The following is a 17,815-nucleotide window of genomic DNA, read 5'->3' as shown; positions in this document are numbered from 1 at the left end:
GTGATTGATAAGGATAACATTTAGATAAAATTCTATACTAATGCCGATACTGTTGTAAGTTTAACTGTCAATATGGATTCCAAATAAGGCTACGGGCACATTTGCGCTCGAGTTTTTCAGCTCTATTGTCAGTTTGTTTGTCTCCAGTTCCGAATCGAATTTTATATTAACTTTAGTCTGATAATTACTGATTTCTTTATTCCCGACAATTATTTCATCTACGCAAAATGGCATTTTTCTGTCATAGTGTCCCCATTGTACCGATTCCATAGCATGGTCGTAATCCGTGTCGGTGAAAAGAGTAATCCCTTTTATTTTTTTAGGTTCTTTCCAAGTCAGGGTTATCGTCGGTTTTTTATCGTTCAGGTCTGCTACCCAGGCATTCGGTTTTTCTACCGGACGGTAAGGCGATCTCAACAAATTTTCTTTAGCGAAACAGTTCAATGCCGGGCTTATTTTCATGGCAATGTTCTGTCCTTCGGGTCTGCGTTCGGGACACCAGAATTCGAAAGATTCAACCCCTATATCTTCCGCCGACTCTTGTTTTCCCCAATTAGACACTTCCGGACTGATTTTATTAAATACCGACACCAATCCCGATACAAGTTTCTGGGAAGAAAGAATTTCTGTGTCTTGGTTTTTCATAAAGCATACAAATACATAACATGTATTTGGTATATTGACCCCGAATGGTAAAGCTACATCATTTTCCCCTTCTTCTAGGTTAAAAGATAGTGTTTCTAGTGTTACATCGGGTGTATGATTGAAATACTTTGAACTGATACGTAATTCTACCAGTTGTGTCGTTGCTTTTTTTGCTTTTATCTTAACTGTTATCCGGGGCATTTTGCCAGCTTCTATCGGAAGCATTTGCGCGGCAGACTGGCTTAAGCTTTTCCATTTCCCATCAAAAGGAATCTCGCTAAGTTGTAGTTCCGAAGACACTTGCACTTCTGCTTCATTCAGAAGAATATCTTCGTATTGCACTTCCGATTGTGGCAAATATGCACCATCCTTAATCAGTTGAACCTGCAAATCTTTCATTTTATCCGCATCCAGTAACTGCGCTGTTGTACAATTGTTTGCGCTGCAAATTGCGGCAGCCGTTCCTATGGCCTGTCCTCCCACTGCAGCCGTCATCATTACACGGGTAGAGGCGAGAGCCACATGAGTAGAACTAAGAATGCGCCCTCCTATGAATACATTGTCTAAGTCGGGTGTGATATAGCAACGATACGGAATTTGATACACTCCTTTGGAATGCCACTGGCTACAAGCATCTTTCATAGAACTGAATACTCCGTCGGATGGATGCAGGTCTAAAGACCAACCTCCAAATGCAACAACATCCGGATGTGCTTGTTGTTCTATCAAATCGTGCTGGCGTATCATATATTGCCCTACAAATCGACGGCTTTCCCGCTTGCCGGGGATATTACCAACCCATTCCAGAGTCATGTTTTCTGCTTCAGGATATTTACCTGAGTTTTTTATATAGTTCCAAATGCCATATACAACCTTCAAAAGCTCGTATTTGATCTCTTCTGTATCAGCTATTGTATCCAGGCGTCCACCATACTCGATCCACCAATATTTACACCCGAATTGTTTCGAGTTAAAATAGTTCGGGTTCTTTATGCGGTTAATATTTTTTTCTATTTCTTCCTGAGATAATACAAAGTCGGGTGCAACATATTTTACGGGCTCTTTGGCTTCTTTGTAATAGAATAGGATTGAGTGCCCAAGCATTTCGCCATAAGTTTCTTTATTGGGAGCAAACTTTTCATTAAACTCGTCTCTGTCTTCAGCTCCAACCCTGTAAGTGGCTCCGGCCAGATACGCTAAAAGTCCATCGCCTGTGGCATCGCAGAAATAATTGGCTTCGAACGTATATTCTGTTTCGTTTAACGAATTATAAGCTCTGATGAAAGAAACATTTTTCTCGTCTCTTTTTTGCAAATCGAAGATTTCAGTATTCAGGAACAAAGAAATATTCTTTTCAGCCAATACTTTATCCAGCAAAATAGTATCGAATATAATCGGGTTTCCTTCTTTGTTCTTATAAGTATTTTCAACAACTATTTCGTCGATAATTCCGCCTTCGCGTGCCCACCGATTGTTATTTCCCATATGAGAAGTTGCCCCTAACATCCATACACGTACCTCGCTCGAAGCATTTCCGCCCAATACAGGTCGGTTTTGCACCAAAGCTACTTTCAAACCTCCTCTTGCAGCTGCGATTGCTGCGCATACACCTGTTATGCCACCGCCTGCTACAACAAAATCCGTGTTCACTATAGTTGTGGTTACCGAACGTTTTTCTTTTCTAAAAGATTCTATTACCATGAATATTTTTTATTCTTATAAATTAATTTACTTTTTTCTTACCTCGTTTAACAAGGAATAAGCCAAACAGGGCAAACACAACTCCGGTCGTGATTACTAATGTTTTTCCGGTATCGGCGATGCCTCCCAATAAAGCAATTGCAATACCTGTAAAGAAAATTCCGTAACCTATAACCTTCATGCTAAACTTGTTTTCTCCTTTTTCGGCTTGTATTTGTTCTTTAGATGTACTTTCTTGTCTTTTATTGTTTTGATTTTCCCATACCAAATAAGATTCGTACATGTCGGATACAGAGTTTTTATATTTGTAATATATTTCAAAACCAAGCATACATAAAATCGGGACGCTGACTCCCAAAACCATTTCTTCTGTTCGGTTCATTGACAGTCCGAAAAGCGGAGCAATGAATTTGAAGAAACCATTCAAGGAAAGACAGAAAATAGTTGTTGATAAGTTGGAGAACGAAGTTTGTCTTTTCGAAAACAAAGTCCATATAACAGGCAAATACATAGGCACACCGGTCAAAGCAGCTAAACTGATAACAACATTTACAACTCCTCCCATATACGGAATTAGCATTGCAACAATGATAGTTATCGTTCCGAATAGAATGGTAGACAATCGTGCCACACTCATTAGTTTTTTGTCGGAACTGTTTGGCCGTAATCGCTTGAAAACATCGTTTGTCAGAACTCCCGATGCAATATTCAGCTTCGAGTTAAGCGCACTTGTTGTTGCAAATATCATCCCTCCTATCATCAATCCCAATAAACCGTTCGGCAACACCTCTTTGCACATCAACAAATAAGCACCTTCGGCGTCAAGTGGCGACAGAGAAGAATCGCATATTCTGTAAATCATAGGTGGGAGCATCCATAAAATTGGACTAATGATGTATAAGCATCCGAAAAGCCATCCTACTTTTTTCGAATCTTTCTGTGTTTTAACACAAGTATAGCGTTGAACATACGCCCAGTTGCCACCCAGGAATATGCAGTTATAGATGCCGAACGCAACAATGAAACCAAGAGTGTATTCTCCGTTCAGAAAATTGAAGAACGTATCAGGAGCCGATTTCATAAGGGTTGTAACTCCATCTATTTGTTGAAACGAAAGTGGGATGACAATGATAACCGCCGCCGTAAGTATCACAAATTGCAACACATCGGTCGAAACAACGGCCCACAAACCTCCTGCAGACACATATAAAACACACAAGCCACCCAACAGCAAAATGCACGCATTTAAGGGTAGGTCGGTAGACACCTGCAATATTTTAGCCACCGGATATAGAAAAGAGGCGGTAAGGAATATGGAAAGAAACAGGAACAGATATGTATATACTTTCTGGGTTGGTACGCCCAACCTGTTGGTTATGTATTCGGCTGCTGTTAGTGCCCCTGTTTTATGCCAACGAGGTGCAATAAATGTGCCCACAATAAAGCCTGCAATAGCCATTGTCCATTGTATGCTGATGGCAACCCAGCCCTGCGAATAGGCAACCGAACCCCAAACGACAAAAGTTCCTGCCGAAAAAAATCCCATGAAAAGAGATAAACCGCTCATTTGCCAAGGCATTGCTCCACCTCCTGCAAAAAAAGATTTCATGTTTTTCCCTCTTCTGGTAAAGGCTAATCCAACAAGTACAACACCCAGACTGAAGAGGATAATAGTGAGAAGATCAAGAATTGTCATTTTGCGTTATTGTTTTTTTAATGGTATATGTTTTCCGTGTTTTAACAGTATTTATTAAAACAAAAGTAGAAGTAGGGCAAACTAAAAGCAACATTATTAACTAAAATCACTGGAAACGTTCTCGTAAATGTAGTGGGAGGGCGTATCACTTGCTGCATAATAGAGCCTTTCTTTGTTTAACATTTGGTCTATATATAAACCACCGATATTTTTTTAACTTATTATTAATTGCATTATCAATGTTTATTGACTAAAATTGTAGGAACGAGATTAAGTTTTATAAGTATCATGAAAACAGCAACAATTAAAGATATTGCTCTGGCTCTGGGGGTTTCTGTCGCAACGGTATCCAGAGCGCTCACCAACAAACACGACGTTAGCGAGCAAATGAGGGAAAAGGTTCTGGATATGGCAAAGAAGCTCCATTACAAGCCCAATATACATGCCCGTAACTTGTTGAAGAATAAGAATAATATGATTGGTGTTGTTGTTCCCGAATTCATTACGTTCTTCTTTCCCGAAATTATTATTGGCATACAAGAGGTTCTTAATCCGTTAGGTTATCAGGTATTGATCTGTCAGTCGAACGAGTCGTCTACACTCGAACGTAAAAATGTAGAAATGCTGGAAAACCAAATGGTGGAAGGACTGATAATTTCTGTAGCTAAAGAATCTCGAAACTACGAGTTATATGAACGATTAGCTTCGGAAAGTATGCCCATAGTATTTATCAATCGTGTGATTAACCGCCTGAATGTCAGTAAAGTTATTATTGACGACCGAAAATGGGCTTTTAAGGCCGTAGAGCATCTGATAAAGTGTGGCTACCGACGTATAGCTCATCTTGCAGGAAATGAACATTTATCAATTACGCAAGAAAGGCTGCAAGGATATCTGGATGCACTGAAAGCATACGATATACCTATCGACGAATGTTTGATTATGCACGTTGGAGTGCAACAGGATAAGGGGAAAATAGGACTTAACTACCTCTTGAACCTAAAACAAAAGCCGGATGCAATTTTTGCGGTAAATGACCCCGTTGCCGTGGGCGTTTTGTTGGAACTAAAAGCACAAAACATAAAAGTTCCGGAAGAAATTGCCGTTGTTGGATTTTCCGAGTCTCCTATCGGAAAAATATTAGGTTTGACGAGTGTTGCCCAACCAACATCCAAAATAGGTGAGGTGGCAGCTCAAATGCTTTTGGAAAAAATACAAGAGCCGAATTCTCCACCCCGAACACAAATACTGGAAGGGCAACTGAATATTCGTAGTTCGTCTCTACGAAAGAAACACTAACTTTTAGACAGCTTCAATATCTTTATTCCGTAAGACGGCAAATCGACACTGTGTGCCCCGTTATCCTTAACGGTCAAAGTTCCTTTTATATTTTTATTGCTACTGTTCATTACAATAACATACAGATGCTTCTTCGAAACCGCTGTCAGGTATTCGCATAGCGGATTATCGCAACTTATTAAAGAATCTGACAACAATAAATTAACTTTTTCGCCATTAATTTTACCGGAAGAAAATCCCATTGTTTGATGTGGCCCTACCTTGGGTGCTACAAATCCGCGGGGGAACGAAACATTACCATTGCTCCTCAATTCGGCTTCCGCAACAAGGTAATCCATAATCCATCCGATTTGCCACCAGGCATGATGAGGAAAAGCTCCGGCTCCATTATCAAAGCTGCTCCAATAATAAGAAGCAACACTCGTTTTTTTATCAACAAAACCATCCCTTCCGTTTGCAGCCGCCCTTGCCATATCTAAAAACAAGGTGTCTTTTGTTATATCATAAATACGTAAAAACATTCCGGCATGACTAGCCAACAAAATAGGGCCTCTTGTATTGGACGAGCCAATTGTGCCTGCATGTTCGAAGCAAAGACCCGATTGCGTAAAGCCCCATCCGGGCAACTCCTGTTTCCGTTGTTTCTGCATCTCTGTCTGCCCATTCGGATAGGTGTATATGTAGGTCGTATAAAATTTTGCTGTTTTTACGGCTGCCTCTTTGTATTTCTCATTTTTTGTTTGTTCGTACATTTCCAATAAAGCCTGTACGCTTTGCGATGTCGCAAAATCGGGAGAAAAACGGGTGTCGCCACAAACACCGAGAAATTGTCCGTTCTCTACTGCATTTTTAATAAACCAATCTGCACCGGCAATTGCGGCATTCAAATATTTCTTATCCTTTAATATCTTGTAGGCAGCAATCATCCCGTAAAACGTAGGACGTAAGTCTTTCAAGTCAGGATAAATAATTTCTTTAGTATGCTTGTCGATACCTACATTCCAACTTCCATCAGTATTTTGAACCTTCAACAAATATTCGGCCGCCAGCGATAGGTTGTGACGTGCTTCTTTATCCTGAGGATTGAATAAAAGCATATTCCCTAAATCAATAATTGCATAGTAAGTTACAGCTATGGGTTCGATATGTTGCCCCCATTCCTCGGCCCAAGTTTTACTCTTCCATAAATAGTACTGACCTTTAATAGCTCCTTTAAATTCGGAATTATCAGTATATTGTTGTTTCATTTTGAAGTTTCGGGCATATGGCAATACATTTCTTAACAATGCCGTATCTTGCGTTAATGATCCTAGCATCCACATTGCACCATAATCGGAGTTTTTCATCGCATCTTTATCTGCGCCTACCACTCCTCCCATATAATCTTGTGCGCCGATCATGGTTTCATCACATTCGGCCAACCGGAAACGTGATGTTTGCGTATCGGTGAGATAACGATACATTTTCAATACACGATCGATCAATGCTTGTTGGTTGTGCATTATTTTTGTTTTCTCGAAATCATATATGTCGTATACAATTTGTTTATATACTCCATACCAGTTGTCGGTCGAGAGAATATATCTGTATTCGAAAACCACTTCTTCGCCTGCATCCAATAGCGACTTCGTTTGTCCAAGTACAGGATAATATAGCGTAGGACTCACATTGTCAATAACATTCATCACAGACAGACCCACATTCCAATCAGAATGTGTGTTTTTGATTGAATCGTGAGGTATACGCGGGTATTGTGCTTCGGGCGAGATCCCGATTGTCAGTTCCCGGTCTGATAGTATAACGGCAGGTGTTGTTGCACATCTGTCCTGATAGATAACCGGACGGCGAGGAATATAATAACCATATCCGTATGCTGCAACAAAATCGTCACTAACCTTATTGGCGTGCAAATATCCGGGTATTGTTGCCCAACGAATTTCATCTTTTGCAACCTTCCATAGCTCGGGAGTAGAGACAGAATAATAACCTTTTTTTTTGGCTTTGAAAACCTGATGCACGCAAATAGAATTACCATCAACCCTCCACGTTGTTGTTATATCGCCTAAGTCCGATTCCGACTTGAATTTCAGAGGGTTATTTGATATCAGTACAGAGGGGCGCAGAAGGTCTCTGGTGCCGCCGGTGTTCAGAGAAACTGCCGAAATGTTACTTTTCCATGCTTCGTATGGATACCGAAAAACTTTCTCAGGGAAATGACCGCTTTGACGAGTAGAGAAAGTGTCTACCGGAGTCATATCGGGTTTTGTTTCGGAGTATATAACCAGCTGATTAAGCGAACCTCCTGATCCGGCTACATTTGCAGCACCTTGCCTGATAGCTATTTGTTCTAATCCCCAAAAGGTAGTGCCTTTTTTCCAGAGGCAAGTCAATTGCTCGTTTTGTAACAATACTTCGTCTTGATGAGCCGATAAAGAAGAAGGAAAGTATAATAAAAAGAAAAGGAGAATTTTTAGATTTTTCATGATTTTAGATTTTCATTCAGATTAAAAGACAAAGCTATCAGAAAGATTCATTTATCTCTTTTTTATGTGATCTTTTTTACCGTAAACGCTTACGGAGTTTCCTCGGAAATTAACAATAAAGAGATAGTTATTCAATTACATTTGTATCAAAACATATCATGAATGACGCATAATCTTAAGTAGAACACATCTTAGATTATACAAAATGATAGGGCAGTTTATTTATTATTTATACTTTATAAAATCTGATAACTTATGAGAAAATTATTTTTACTCACAGCCATTTTGGCAATTAGTATTTGTTCTGTTAGCGCAGCTAACGATGTAATCAGGGTTAGTACCGTGAATGGATATATAAATGAAGGTAGTCCGGCACAAACATTAGCCGGCAGTCGTGGCGGCTTAGAGATTCAATTAAGAAAGGGCGGAACAGCTACCCGTTGGGCATTTTTGTCGTTCCCTTTGGATGAAATAAAGGCCGATGCCCAAAACGTAACATTAAACATCTTCTTGACCTCGCCCCTTATACAACAACCCGACCTAGATCCGCTAAAGGCAAACTTGCTGTTACATGGTATTACAGGATACGAAGTCACCGACAACCTTAACTGGAACAACAAAACGGAGCCAACAGCCGAAAACGAAACATATATCGGAAAAGTTTCTTTAGCCAACAGCCAAAAAGGTAAATATCTGAAATTTGATGTTACCGACTTTGTGAAGAGTCAAAAAGCAGCCGGAAAATCCGTAGCAAACTTCCGCATGGTTCTCGATGGTGCTGCATCCAGCATTACTGTTGTTTATGTGAGAGGATATAAAGAAAATACAGCAAATAATTACCCTCCTGTTTTAATTCAAGATGAAGAAGAAAAAGATTCTTCAATCACAGCCCAAGGTGTTAACGGATTCATTCAGCAGGCAAGTGGAGATGCTGCAATCAGTTTAAATGCCAATCAGTATATTTACCTCCGAAACCATGCGGGTGCATACAACAGGTTAGGCTTTATCACATTCCCTCTAAATTCTATTGATGGAAGAAGTACGATTAACAATAAAATTGTTTTGAAAATATTTGTTCCCGGAGATAAAAATTCAGAGGATACCTTCGCTGGGTCTGTAGTCTCTTTGTTTGGTATCGAAAACTATCAAATATCAGCAACCTCAACTTGGAAACTTTATGACGGAATTGCAGATAAACAAGAAACCTTGTTTGGAACAACCTATACAATGTCTGAGGAAAGTAAAGACACTTATCTGGAGTTTGACGTTACTGATTTTGTGAAAGCGAAAAAACGTGCAGGAGCAACTTCCGTACAATTCAGACTAAGTGCTGTAGGCTCTCCTGCCACGGCCGGAAATGTATATCTTATGGGCGAAAATGCTGATAATTTGGCAATATATAACACAACACCTCCTGTTTTAGATCAAACTTTCGATTCGTTTTCGGTTTCAGTTTCAGCTGAAAAAGACAACGAGTGTCCTGTTTATCCAACCGTAACGTCAGATATCTTGAATGTTAATGCTACCGGACAAATAAGCATATACTCGATGGCCGGAAATTTGATTAAACAAGTAACTGCCGAAAACGGGCAAATAAGTGTTGCTAGCCTTAGCAACGGAACTTATTTGTTGAAAATCAACAATCGCATAGTTAAATTTGTCAAGAAATAGATTTGACAACAATCAGATTTCAAATTGAAAGACGGAAAAAACTCCGTCTTTTTTCAATGAAAACAACATGAAAAAAATCACACTTCTTCTTTTGTCCGGCATTTTATCGGTTTTTGTATTGTATGCCGAAAATAAAAGTTTTATGCTGACGGGTGCATCTTTTGCCATTCCTCAAAACGGATGGTTCGAAGTTATGTGCAAATCTTTTAATGCCATCCCTCTTAATAAGGCTGTAGGTGGAGACTCAATCTGCAGTACGGCAAACAGTATGGCCGCTAGCAGATTATATACTCTGGATGAACTGGATCGCACCGATGCCTTTATAATTTTTCATGCGCATAATGAGAACGTAAATGACGGGTCGGTATTGAAAGACGATTACACCAAATACGAATTGCCAACCAAAAATTATTCTATTGCTTACGATTATGTAATCAGAAAATATATGGACGATTGTAAGAATTTGGAGCATAATCCGTCTTCTAAATATTACAACATAGCAGGAGGAAAACCCGCAAGAATTGTTCTGTGCACCGATTGGCACGACGGACGCCTTGTGTTTAATCGTTCTGTCCGCGAATTGGCCACAAAATGGAACCTGCCACTTATCGAATGGGATAAAAATATAGGATTCTCGAATGCCGAAACATCAAATGGGACTCACCCCAGTGTGCAGTATGCAATGGATACAAAAACAATTGGTGGAATTGAATACGGCTGGCATCCCCGAAGAGGAGAGGCTGAGTATATACAGCTGAAAATGGCAGAAATAGCGGTGTCTGAACTAGAAACAATATTTGGCAAAGTTCCTGTTTCTGTGATAGCCGAGAATAAAAGTAAGGTAGTGACAAAAGGAGAAGATGTATATGCTTCCTTCTTTTTCAAAGGAAAATCGCCATGGAATTTCACTTATGAAGTTAACGGGACTTCTTTTTCGGTAAATAACGTTGATGTAACAAGTAATCCTTTAATTGTAAAGATCCCGACAGCCACACTTTCGGGAGACATAACGATTAAGCCGACGCATGTAAGCAATAGTGAAACATCTGAAGGTATTGCAGGTAACGAAATCATTATACATCAGTCCGATAATAATATGCTCCCTGTAATGGATACCTATATTCACGAAAGGAGCACAACGACATCTTACCTTTCGTCCAATAGTTTGCAGGTAAAAACTTATACCGACAGATATTCGAGAGAATCGTTCTTGTCTTTCAATATTACAGATTTGGATGAATCTTCCGAAAAAATCATTTTCCGAACCTATTTTTATAAAATAGATTACACAAAAAAAGATCTTGAATTTCAAGATGTACATAATATCGAACTTTGTGGAAACACTAATAATTATACCGATATTACCTGGTCAACCCGTCCCGATGATTTCGAAACCATTACATCAGAACGCATATACCCTAAAGACTTGAACAGTTATATAAACTGGGACATAACAAACTGGGTAAAACAAAAAAAGGCAGTAGGTGCTACACATATAACCTTATGTATAAAAGCGACTAAAGGTATCGATCTGCTAAATTTCTATTCTTCAGAGTATTCTAAATTTAAGCCTCAAATATTGACTGTGGCAGATAAGTCGAATTCTATAAATGAGGAAGTTATGCAAGAAAGAATAAAAATTTATCCGAATCCTGTAAAAGATGTACTTTTTATTGACGCAAATGACTTATCTTGTAAGTTAAATATATTCTCCTCGACAGGGCAAAAGGTATATGGTGCAACAAATTGCCAATCGTCAGTCAATGTATCTGCCTTACCTTCCGGGGTTTATGTTGTCCAAGTTATAACCGGGAAACAAATATATAACCGAACTATAATTAAAAAATAATGAAAAAGTATTCACTTTTATTTGTATGCTTAACAATTGTAAGCTTCACCCTTTTTGCACAAAAGGAGGAAACTCTGCCTGAAAAGGGATTTAATATTTTGCTGACGGGTGCATCTTTTGCTACCTCTTCTAATGGATGGTTCGAATTTGGGTGCGAACAATTAAATGCCAACCCCATCAATCGTGCCATTGGTGGTGAAGCAATTGCCAGCACTGCCAATAGAATGATAAAGGGTACGTTATATTCGAAAGAAGAATTGGAAGTGATAGATGCCCTCGTTATTATGCAAGTACACGAGCGGGACGTGTACGATCCAACTCAACTGAAGGCTAATTATAACGATTATGAAACGCCTTTCGATCGTATTAATTATGCGGCGGCATACGACTATGTAATTAAGAGATATATGACCGAGTGTTACGAACTGAAAAACGATTCTACATCCAAATACTTTGGCACACAAAGCGGAAAACCTGTTGTTATCGTCTTTTGTACACATTGGCACGATGGCAGAACCGTGTATAATCAAACAATCAGGCAGTTGGCCGAAAAATGGGGGTTTCCTCTAATCGAGTTTGACAAATTTATTGGGTTTTCAAAAGAAAAAAGACATCCTGTCACAAATCAACAAATTAGTTTGCTGTATGCACAAGATACCCAAAAAATAGATGGGGAAGTATTTGGCTGGCATCCGATGAAGGGGCAGAATCAATATATTCAACAACGCATGGGATGCATCTTTGCAGATTTGATGCGAAAAATACTTCCGATAGGCAGAAATTAGTTTTTATATTCGGAAGTCGTTCAGGCTAATTTGAAACTGTCAAAATGAAAGATATTATTATTCTTTATCTAAAAGAACGTTTTTGATTTGGAGGTCCTAAATATTTTTTATTTGATTATTCGTAAATATCTAAATTGAACTCTTCTAAAACGAAAAAGAGCAGTTTTCAATCTGAAAACCGCTCTTTCTTTTTCTATCATAATAAATTATTTATTCACTCTGAAACGTTCGTTGCCGTTTTTAAGGAAATCGACAATTTGTTTTGCGGCGGCAATACCAGCGTTTATATTTGCTTCTGCTGTTTGCGCTCCTGCTTTTTTAGGTGTAGAGAAGTATCTGTCTGCAAATTTTTCAGCTAATTCGGCATTGTTTCCGGGCATGATGTCTGTCACATATTTAAAGTCAGTACGTTCTGTCATCAATTTCACCATGTCTGCCTCGTTAATTACCTCTTTACGAGCCGTGTTGATAAGCACAGCTTTTTTAGGCATCTTGCTCAACAAGTCGTAGTTGATCGAGTTTTTAGTTTCTGCAGTTGCAGGAATGTGAAGCGATACAAACTGACATGTTGAATATAATTCTTCAACACTGCTCACAGCCTTCACACCTTCTTTTTCGATAGCTTCTGCCGATAGGTATGGATCGAAAGCATACACTTCCATGTTGAATCCTTTTGCTATACGTGCTACATTGCGTCCCACGTTGCCATAAGCATGAATACCAAGTTTTTTGCCGCCAAGCTCTATGCCCGACGTTCCGTTAAAGAAATTACGGATTGCGTAAATAGCCATGCCAAAAGCTAGTTCGGCTACGGCATTTGCATTTTGACCCGGTGTATTCATTACGCAGATTTTGTTTGCTGTTGCAGCTTCAAGGTCGATATTGTCATATCCGGCGCCGGCACGAACAACGATTTTCAGGTTTTTGCCTGCGTTCAAAACCTCTTTATCGAAAATATCGCTACGGATTATTGCTGCGTCAACATCTGCCACAGCATCTAGCAATTGTTTTTTTTCTGTATATTTCTCTAGTAAAACCAATTCATAACCTGCGCTTTCAACTTCCTTACGGATTCCGTTTACTGCTTCGGCTGCAAATGGCTTATCTGTTGCTATAAGTACTTTCATTGTATTTTGATTATTTTGTTACTTCTTTTTCAAATGCCTGCATTGCATCAATCAAATCCTGAACACCTTCAATTGGCATTGCGTTGTAGATTGAAGCACGGAAACCTCCTACCGAACGGTGTCCTTTAAGCCCGTCCAGATTTCTTTCTTTAGCAAATGCCAAGAAATCAGCTTCCTTGTCTTTGTATTCGTCGCTCATAACGAAGCAAACATTCATACGAGAACGGTCTTCAACTGCGCAAGTTCCTTTAAATACAGGGTTGCGGTCAATTTCAGCGTAAAGTATTTCTGCTTTCTTGATATTCAATTTTTCCATAGCAGGAACTCCGCCATTAGCTTTCATCCATCTTAATGTCTGCATAGCTGCATAAACAGGAACCACAGGAGGAGTGTTGAACATAGAGCCATTGTCGATATGGGTCTTATAATCCAACATCGTTGGAATCGGACGAGAAACTTTACCTAACAGGTCATTTCTGATAATAACGAATGTGACTCCCGCTGGCGCAAGATTTTTCTGCGCACCACCATAAATGATACCATATTTTGACACATCTATTACACGAGAGAAAATGTCGGACGACATATCTGCTACCAAAGGCACAGGAGAGTCAAGGTCTGTCAATATCTCTGTTCCGAAGATTGTATTATTTGTTGTGATGTGAAAATAGTCTGCATCTGCAGGTATAACGTAGTCTTTAGGGATATATGTAAAATTATCTGGTTTTGAAGTAGCAACTTCCACCACTTCCCCGAAGAGTTTAGCTTCTTTCATTGCTTTGCTAGCCCATGTGCCGGTGTTCAAATAAGCAGCTTTTTTCTCTAACAGGTTGAATGGAACCATGCAAAATTGCAAACTGGCACCGCCCCCTAAGAAAATAACCGAATATCCTTCGGGTATATTTAATAGTTCTTTAAACAAAGCCTCGGTTTCGTCCATAACCGCAATGAAGTCTTTTCCACGATGGCTCACTTCCATAAGAGACAGAGTAGAGCCATTAAAGTCAAGAATAGCTTTTGCTGTTTCTTCGATTGTTTGTTGAGGTAGGATTGATGGTCCTGCACTGAAGTTACGCTTCTTCATAATTTTAATAGGTTTATTTGAATTTATTGTTTTTTTAACGGCGACTTCAAAAGTAATAATTTTATCTGAAAACATGACTCCAAAATGTAAACAAATTACATTTTATTCATATTCCGAATAAATACCTTTAAAAAGGTAAGCATTTCGGCTAGCACGGCAAACATATTGTCTATATTTTTGCGAATTGAAAGTTACAATTTGGATGATAATGTACTTAACAAGATCAAAGATTCAGCCGTTTTGCCGTTTTTTTCATAGACATACCTACCAAAGCAAAGGTACAAAAAGGTACAAATATTTTGCAAACAAACATATAATAACGCAAAACAACCAATAAATATAAAAACAAAAAACTCGCTATAAATTAGCGAGTTAATATGGTTTATTTATAAATACTATGTATTTGTTTTGTATCAGTTACTTTCCGATACAGGATGTGTAGTTGTCATATTATCAGACAAATAGCATTTTTAACGGTACAAAGCTCAAAAAACAAATGTATAGAATGTATTGAAAACCAATTATTTAGAATTTTGCACGGTACAAATGTAGTGTTTTTCTTCAATTCTCCAAATCGGAGAGAGGTGGTTTCGATTGTGGCAGCAACACGTTTAAGATTACGGGTGGTGTTGTTTTGGGCATCGGAGGCGTGAGCAGCATTCCTACGTCATCAGTTAGCACACAGCGATCTGTTGTTTATGGTGGTTCAGGGTCAGCCAACCAGCTTATTTGTATAGAATCTAACAGCGGGGCACCCGTACTGACATACAAGATTCCACAAAATTACAAACAAATGACATTATTGTTTAGCAGTCCTGACTTTGCTGAAAATGCAGGCTACACTATATACACGGGAGGGAGTGTTTCGGGAGGAAACGATTTTCACGGATTATGCACAGGTGCAACTTATACTAAAGGAACTCCTATTCAGACATTTACTACCGACTCAATGGTAACAGTAGTGGATAAGTAGAAAATCATCCACCACTACTATTCACTAAAAAGTGGATGAATTAAACAAAAAAATGGAGTCACTATCTTTTTTCGGACTAATAAAGATAGTGACTCCAACTAATGATAAATTATTTCGATTTATAACATAATCTTGAACGAATATCCTCCAACTTTAAGAATATGTACTCCTTTCTTCGAAGAAACAGGAACAGTAAATTCTACCGCAGCTGCTTCACCTTGATAAATCAGGCAGCCATCAACAGAATATAAAGATATAGCATCACCTGGCTTAACATTCTTGATAGTCAAGATATCGCCTGAAACAACAGCCACAGGATAAGCCTGATCATAACTATCGGCTGTGATTGATGTAGTCATTTTTTCTACCGTTGCCGTGATGAAAACGTTTGCAAGATAAAATCCTTCAGTATCGTTCTCTTTGGGAGTACCAAACAATTCACTCTCCAAATCGGGAGTCCAACGGATATAAAGATTCTCTTTATCTGTTTCGGACAATGACGATGGAAGAGTTGCATTAAATTCTACCCACTGATTTTTGGCAGGAATTTCTATCGTAGCCAGACTTGTATATGGACCGGTAGCATTTGTTGCATATTCAATTTTTTGCTTTTTATGAACGCAGTCATTGTCTGCAGCAATATAAGATTTTATTTGAATGTTTTTATATTCCATTGTTTCAGCTCCGTCTTGGTATGCCTTTGCAGAAAATTCTGCCTGAAAATAACGTGGACTTGTAGTCATATTTGCAGCCTCGGTATATCTCCTTGCAGCTGTATAAGTAACCCCATCGAATGTTCTGGTATTGCTACCCCAGCTTGTAGAGCTTCCATCTCCTTTAAAAAATTTCATCGCACCTTTGTTTTCGGCCCTATGATAAAAGTCTCCTTCGCGGTTTGTTCTTGGCTCAGGAGCATCAAAATCCCAACCTACAATGAAAGGCACCCAGTCGAAATCGGCTGATGCTGTTTTGTTTCCGTCCATAGTTATCTGGCGGGTAAGCGAAGTAGAAGCATCATCCCATTGATTGAATGTTGCGATGGAATTGGGCACAACGGTCATTGTTACGTTTGTTCCTGTCTCGTATTTTCCATCTACAGGTTCTGGGTTTAGCGTAATTTTTCCCCAAGTTGCACCATCTCCTGTCTTATCTACGGTCAATGTATAAGTATCAATAGCTTCAAATACTGCTGTTACTTCTGTGTCAGCATTTATAGCGAAAGTAAATGGATTTTCAGTAGATTGCTGTACTCCTCCAATTTGCCATTCTTTGAAGCGGTAGCCAAAATTATTGGCCGCTGTTAATGTTACAGATTCTCCCTGATTGAAAGTTCCTGATGCTGGGGAAACACTTCCCGATGATGTAGGTGAAATAATTGTTGATAGTTGAGCTGGTGCAGATACAACATTAAGCCATCGAGGGTCGCCAATAATACCGCCTGTTGTACTTGCTGTTGTCAAAGGTGATGTAGATGGTATAGTGAAAACACCATTACTCGGATCTGGAAAACCCACCGATGTTAGGCTAAAATCGGATAAAGTGTAATCATCCTTTGTAGTCCAACCTGCCGATGGTGCAGTATTAAAATTACTTGTTTCAACGACTAAATTTTTTTGACTGGTAATGCTTCCTGAACCCACACTAACAGCATACGGAGATTGACCTGCTGTTCCCGAACCATTTATTATGTTGTTTTGAAGAGTATACGTTGATGATGCAGCATATTCTTCTACTTTACAAAAAGCATAAGTACTGTTTTTTGAGAAATTATATACTGTATTATGTTCAAATAGGAAAGTGAAAGCATTTGTATTGTCTTTTGCTCTTCCCCAAAACAGATGTTCTCCTCCGTAATTATATATTGTAGAGTTTGATACTGTCAAATTCTTCAACACATGAGCACTGTTAAAATAGATGAAACAATATCCCGTACCATTATTACCAACAATAGTATTATCAATAGTCATTTCGTTAACTGTTCCTGTACCTCCGGCATTAACTAAACATCTGTTTATCCCGGTTATATTACAATTACGAAATTCTATTTTGTCTACACTTAATGCTCCATTAAATGAAATGAAATAGTTATTGTTTCCTCCTCTGTTAATAGTTATTCCGTCAAATATAATGCTACCACCTGATATTCCCGCATCAGCACCCATTTCAAAATTGAGGATAGGACTAGCACCATCGGCTGCCTTGAGGGTAATAGCCTTTCCACTCGGAATTTTGACAGCAGTGTTGTATGTCCCCGTTGCCAAGAGGAGTACATCATTATTGTTCGCAGCATTATATTTGCTTGCGAAATCGGTTGTCGTTACAGGAATATCCGCGCCTTTCGCACAAAGAGAAAGGAGAAGAAGTGAAAATAATAATAATCGTGTTCTCATAATTTTTTGTTTTTGATGAGTAAAAATTTGATACATTTTGAGAATACAACACCCCAAGACAGAGAAAAATCTCTGTCTCAAGATGGTGAATACTTAAATAAAAAAATTAGAA

Annotated in this window: 10 protein-coding genes and 1 pseudogene; 5 read left to right on the top strand and 6 right to left on the bottom strand. The window is 38.9% G+C overall.

What is annotated here, in order from left to right; all coding sequences use genetic code 11:
• Positions 1-60 precede the first annotated feature (60 nt).
• Positions 61-2,346, bottom strand: coding sequence for an FAD-dependent oxidoreductase (locus tag D0T56_RS03470; RefSeq protein ID WP_163318739.1), 2,286 nt, complete (start codon positions 2,344-2,346; stop codon positions 61-63).
• A 22-nt stretch (positions 2,347-2,368) separates the two neighbouring features.
• Complete coding sequence (locus D0T56_RS03465; protein ID WP_163318738.1) at positions 2,369-4,042, bottom strand: sodium:solute symporter family protein; 1,674 nt, start codon at positions 4,040-4,042, stop codon at positions 2,369-2,371.
• 288 nt (positions 4,043-4,330) lie between these two features.
• On the opposite strand from D0T56_RS03465, the gene D0T56_RS03460 reads away from it, so the two are divergent.
• Positions 4,331-5,341, top strand: coding sequence for a LacI family DNA-binding transcriptional regulator (locus D0T56_RS03460; RefSeq protein WP_185153827.1), 1,011 nt, complete (start codon positions 4,331-4,333; stop codon positions 5,339-5,341).
• Here the strand turns inward: D0T56_RS03460 and D0T56_RS03455 are convergent.
• A complete protein-coding gene (locus D0T56_RS03455; protein WP_163318737.1) occupies positions 5,338-7,824 on the bottom strand; it encodes a glycoside hydrolase family 88 protein in 2,487 nt (828 codons plus the stop codon). The genes D0T56_RS03460 and D0T56_RS03455 overlap by 4 nt on opposite strands.
• A 255-nt stretch (positions 7,825-8,079) precedes the next feature.
• Here D0T56_RS03455 and D0T56_RS03450 point away from each other — a divergent pair, with 255 nt between their 5' ends.
• The 3 genes from D0T56_RS03450 to D0T56_RS03440 all read left to right on the top strand — a co-directional run bounded on the left by D0T56_RS03450 (position 8,080) and on the right by D0T56_RS03440 (position 12,129).
• Positions 8,080-9,495, top strand: coding sequence for a DNRLRE domain-containing protein (locus D0T56_RS03450; RefSeq protein ID WP_163318736.1), 1,416 nt, complete (start codon positions 8,080-8,082; stop codon positions 9,493-9,495).
• 67 nt (positions 9,496-9,562) lie between these two features.
• Positions 9,563-11,344, top strand: a complete 1,782-nt coding sequence (locus D0T56_RS03445) for a DUF5040 domain-containing protein (RefSeq protein WP_163318735.1) — start codon at positions 9,563-9,565, stop codon at positions 11,342-11,344.
• Complete coding sequence (locus D0T56_RS03440; RefSeq protein WP_163318734.1) at positions 11,344-12,129, top strand: DUF5040 domain-containing protein; 786 nt, start codon at positions 11,344-11,346, stop codon at positions 12,127-12,129. The genes D0T56_RS03445 and D0T56_RS03440 overlap by 1 nt, the downstream gene beginning before the upstream one ends.
• Positions 12,130-12,335: 206 nt before the next feature.
• On the opposite strand, the gene D0T56_RS03435 is transcribed toward D0T56_RS03440, so the two are convergent.
• Together D0T56_RS03435 and serC are read right to left on the bottom strand one after the other, a co-directional pair.
• Complete coding sequence (locus D0T56_RS03435; RefSeq protein ID WP_163318733.1) at positions 12,336-13,256, bottom strand: NAD(P)-dependent oxidoreductase; 921 nt, start codon at positions 13,254-13,256, stop codon at positions 12,336-12,338.
• Positions 13,257-13,266: 10 nt separating this feature from the next.
• Positions 13,267-14,340: a 3-phosphoserine/phosphohydroxythreonine transaminase gene (serC, locus tag D0T56_RS03430; protein WP_163318732.1), complete on the bottom strand. Its 1,074-nt coding sequence runs from the start codon at positions 14,338-14,340 to the stop codon at positions 13,267-13,269.
• A 574-nt stretch (positions 14,341-14,914) separates the two neighbouring features.
• Here serC and D0T56_RS16700 point away from each other — a divergent pair.
• A pseudogene (locus tag D0T56_RS16700) lies at positions 14,915-15,313 on the top strand (hypothetical protein); the annotation flags it as partial.
• A 119-nt stretch (positions 15,314-15,432) separates the two neighbouring features.
• On the opposite strand, the gene D0T56_RS03420 reads toward D0T56_RS16700, so the two are convergent.
• A complete protein-coding gene (locus tag D0T56_RS03420; RefSeq protein ID WP_163318730.1) occupies positions 15,433-17,703 on the bottom strand; it encodes a DUF4957 domain-containing protein in 2,271 nt (756 codons plus the stop codon).
• Positions 17,704-17,815 lie beyond the last annotated feature (112 nt).

Origin of the sequence: Dysgonomonas sp. 520, assembly GCF_010501095.1 — a bacterium.
Classification (GTDB): domain Bacteria; phylum Bacteroidota; class Bacteroidia; order Bacteroidales; family Dysgonomonadaceae; genus QVMP01.
Note: the sequence above shows the minus strand (reverse complement) of the source record. Positions and strands in the feature narration are given on the sequence as shown.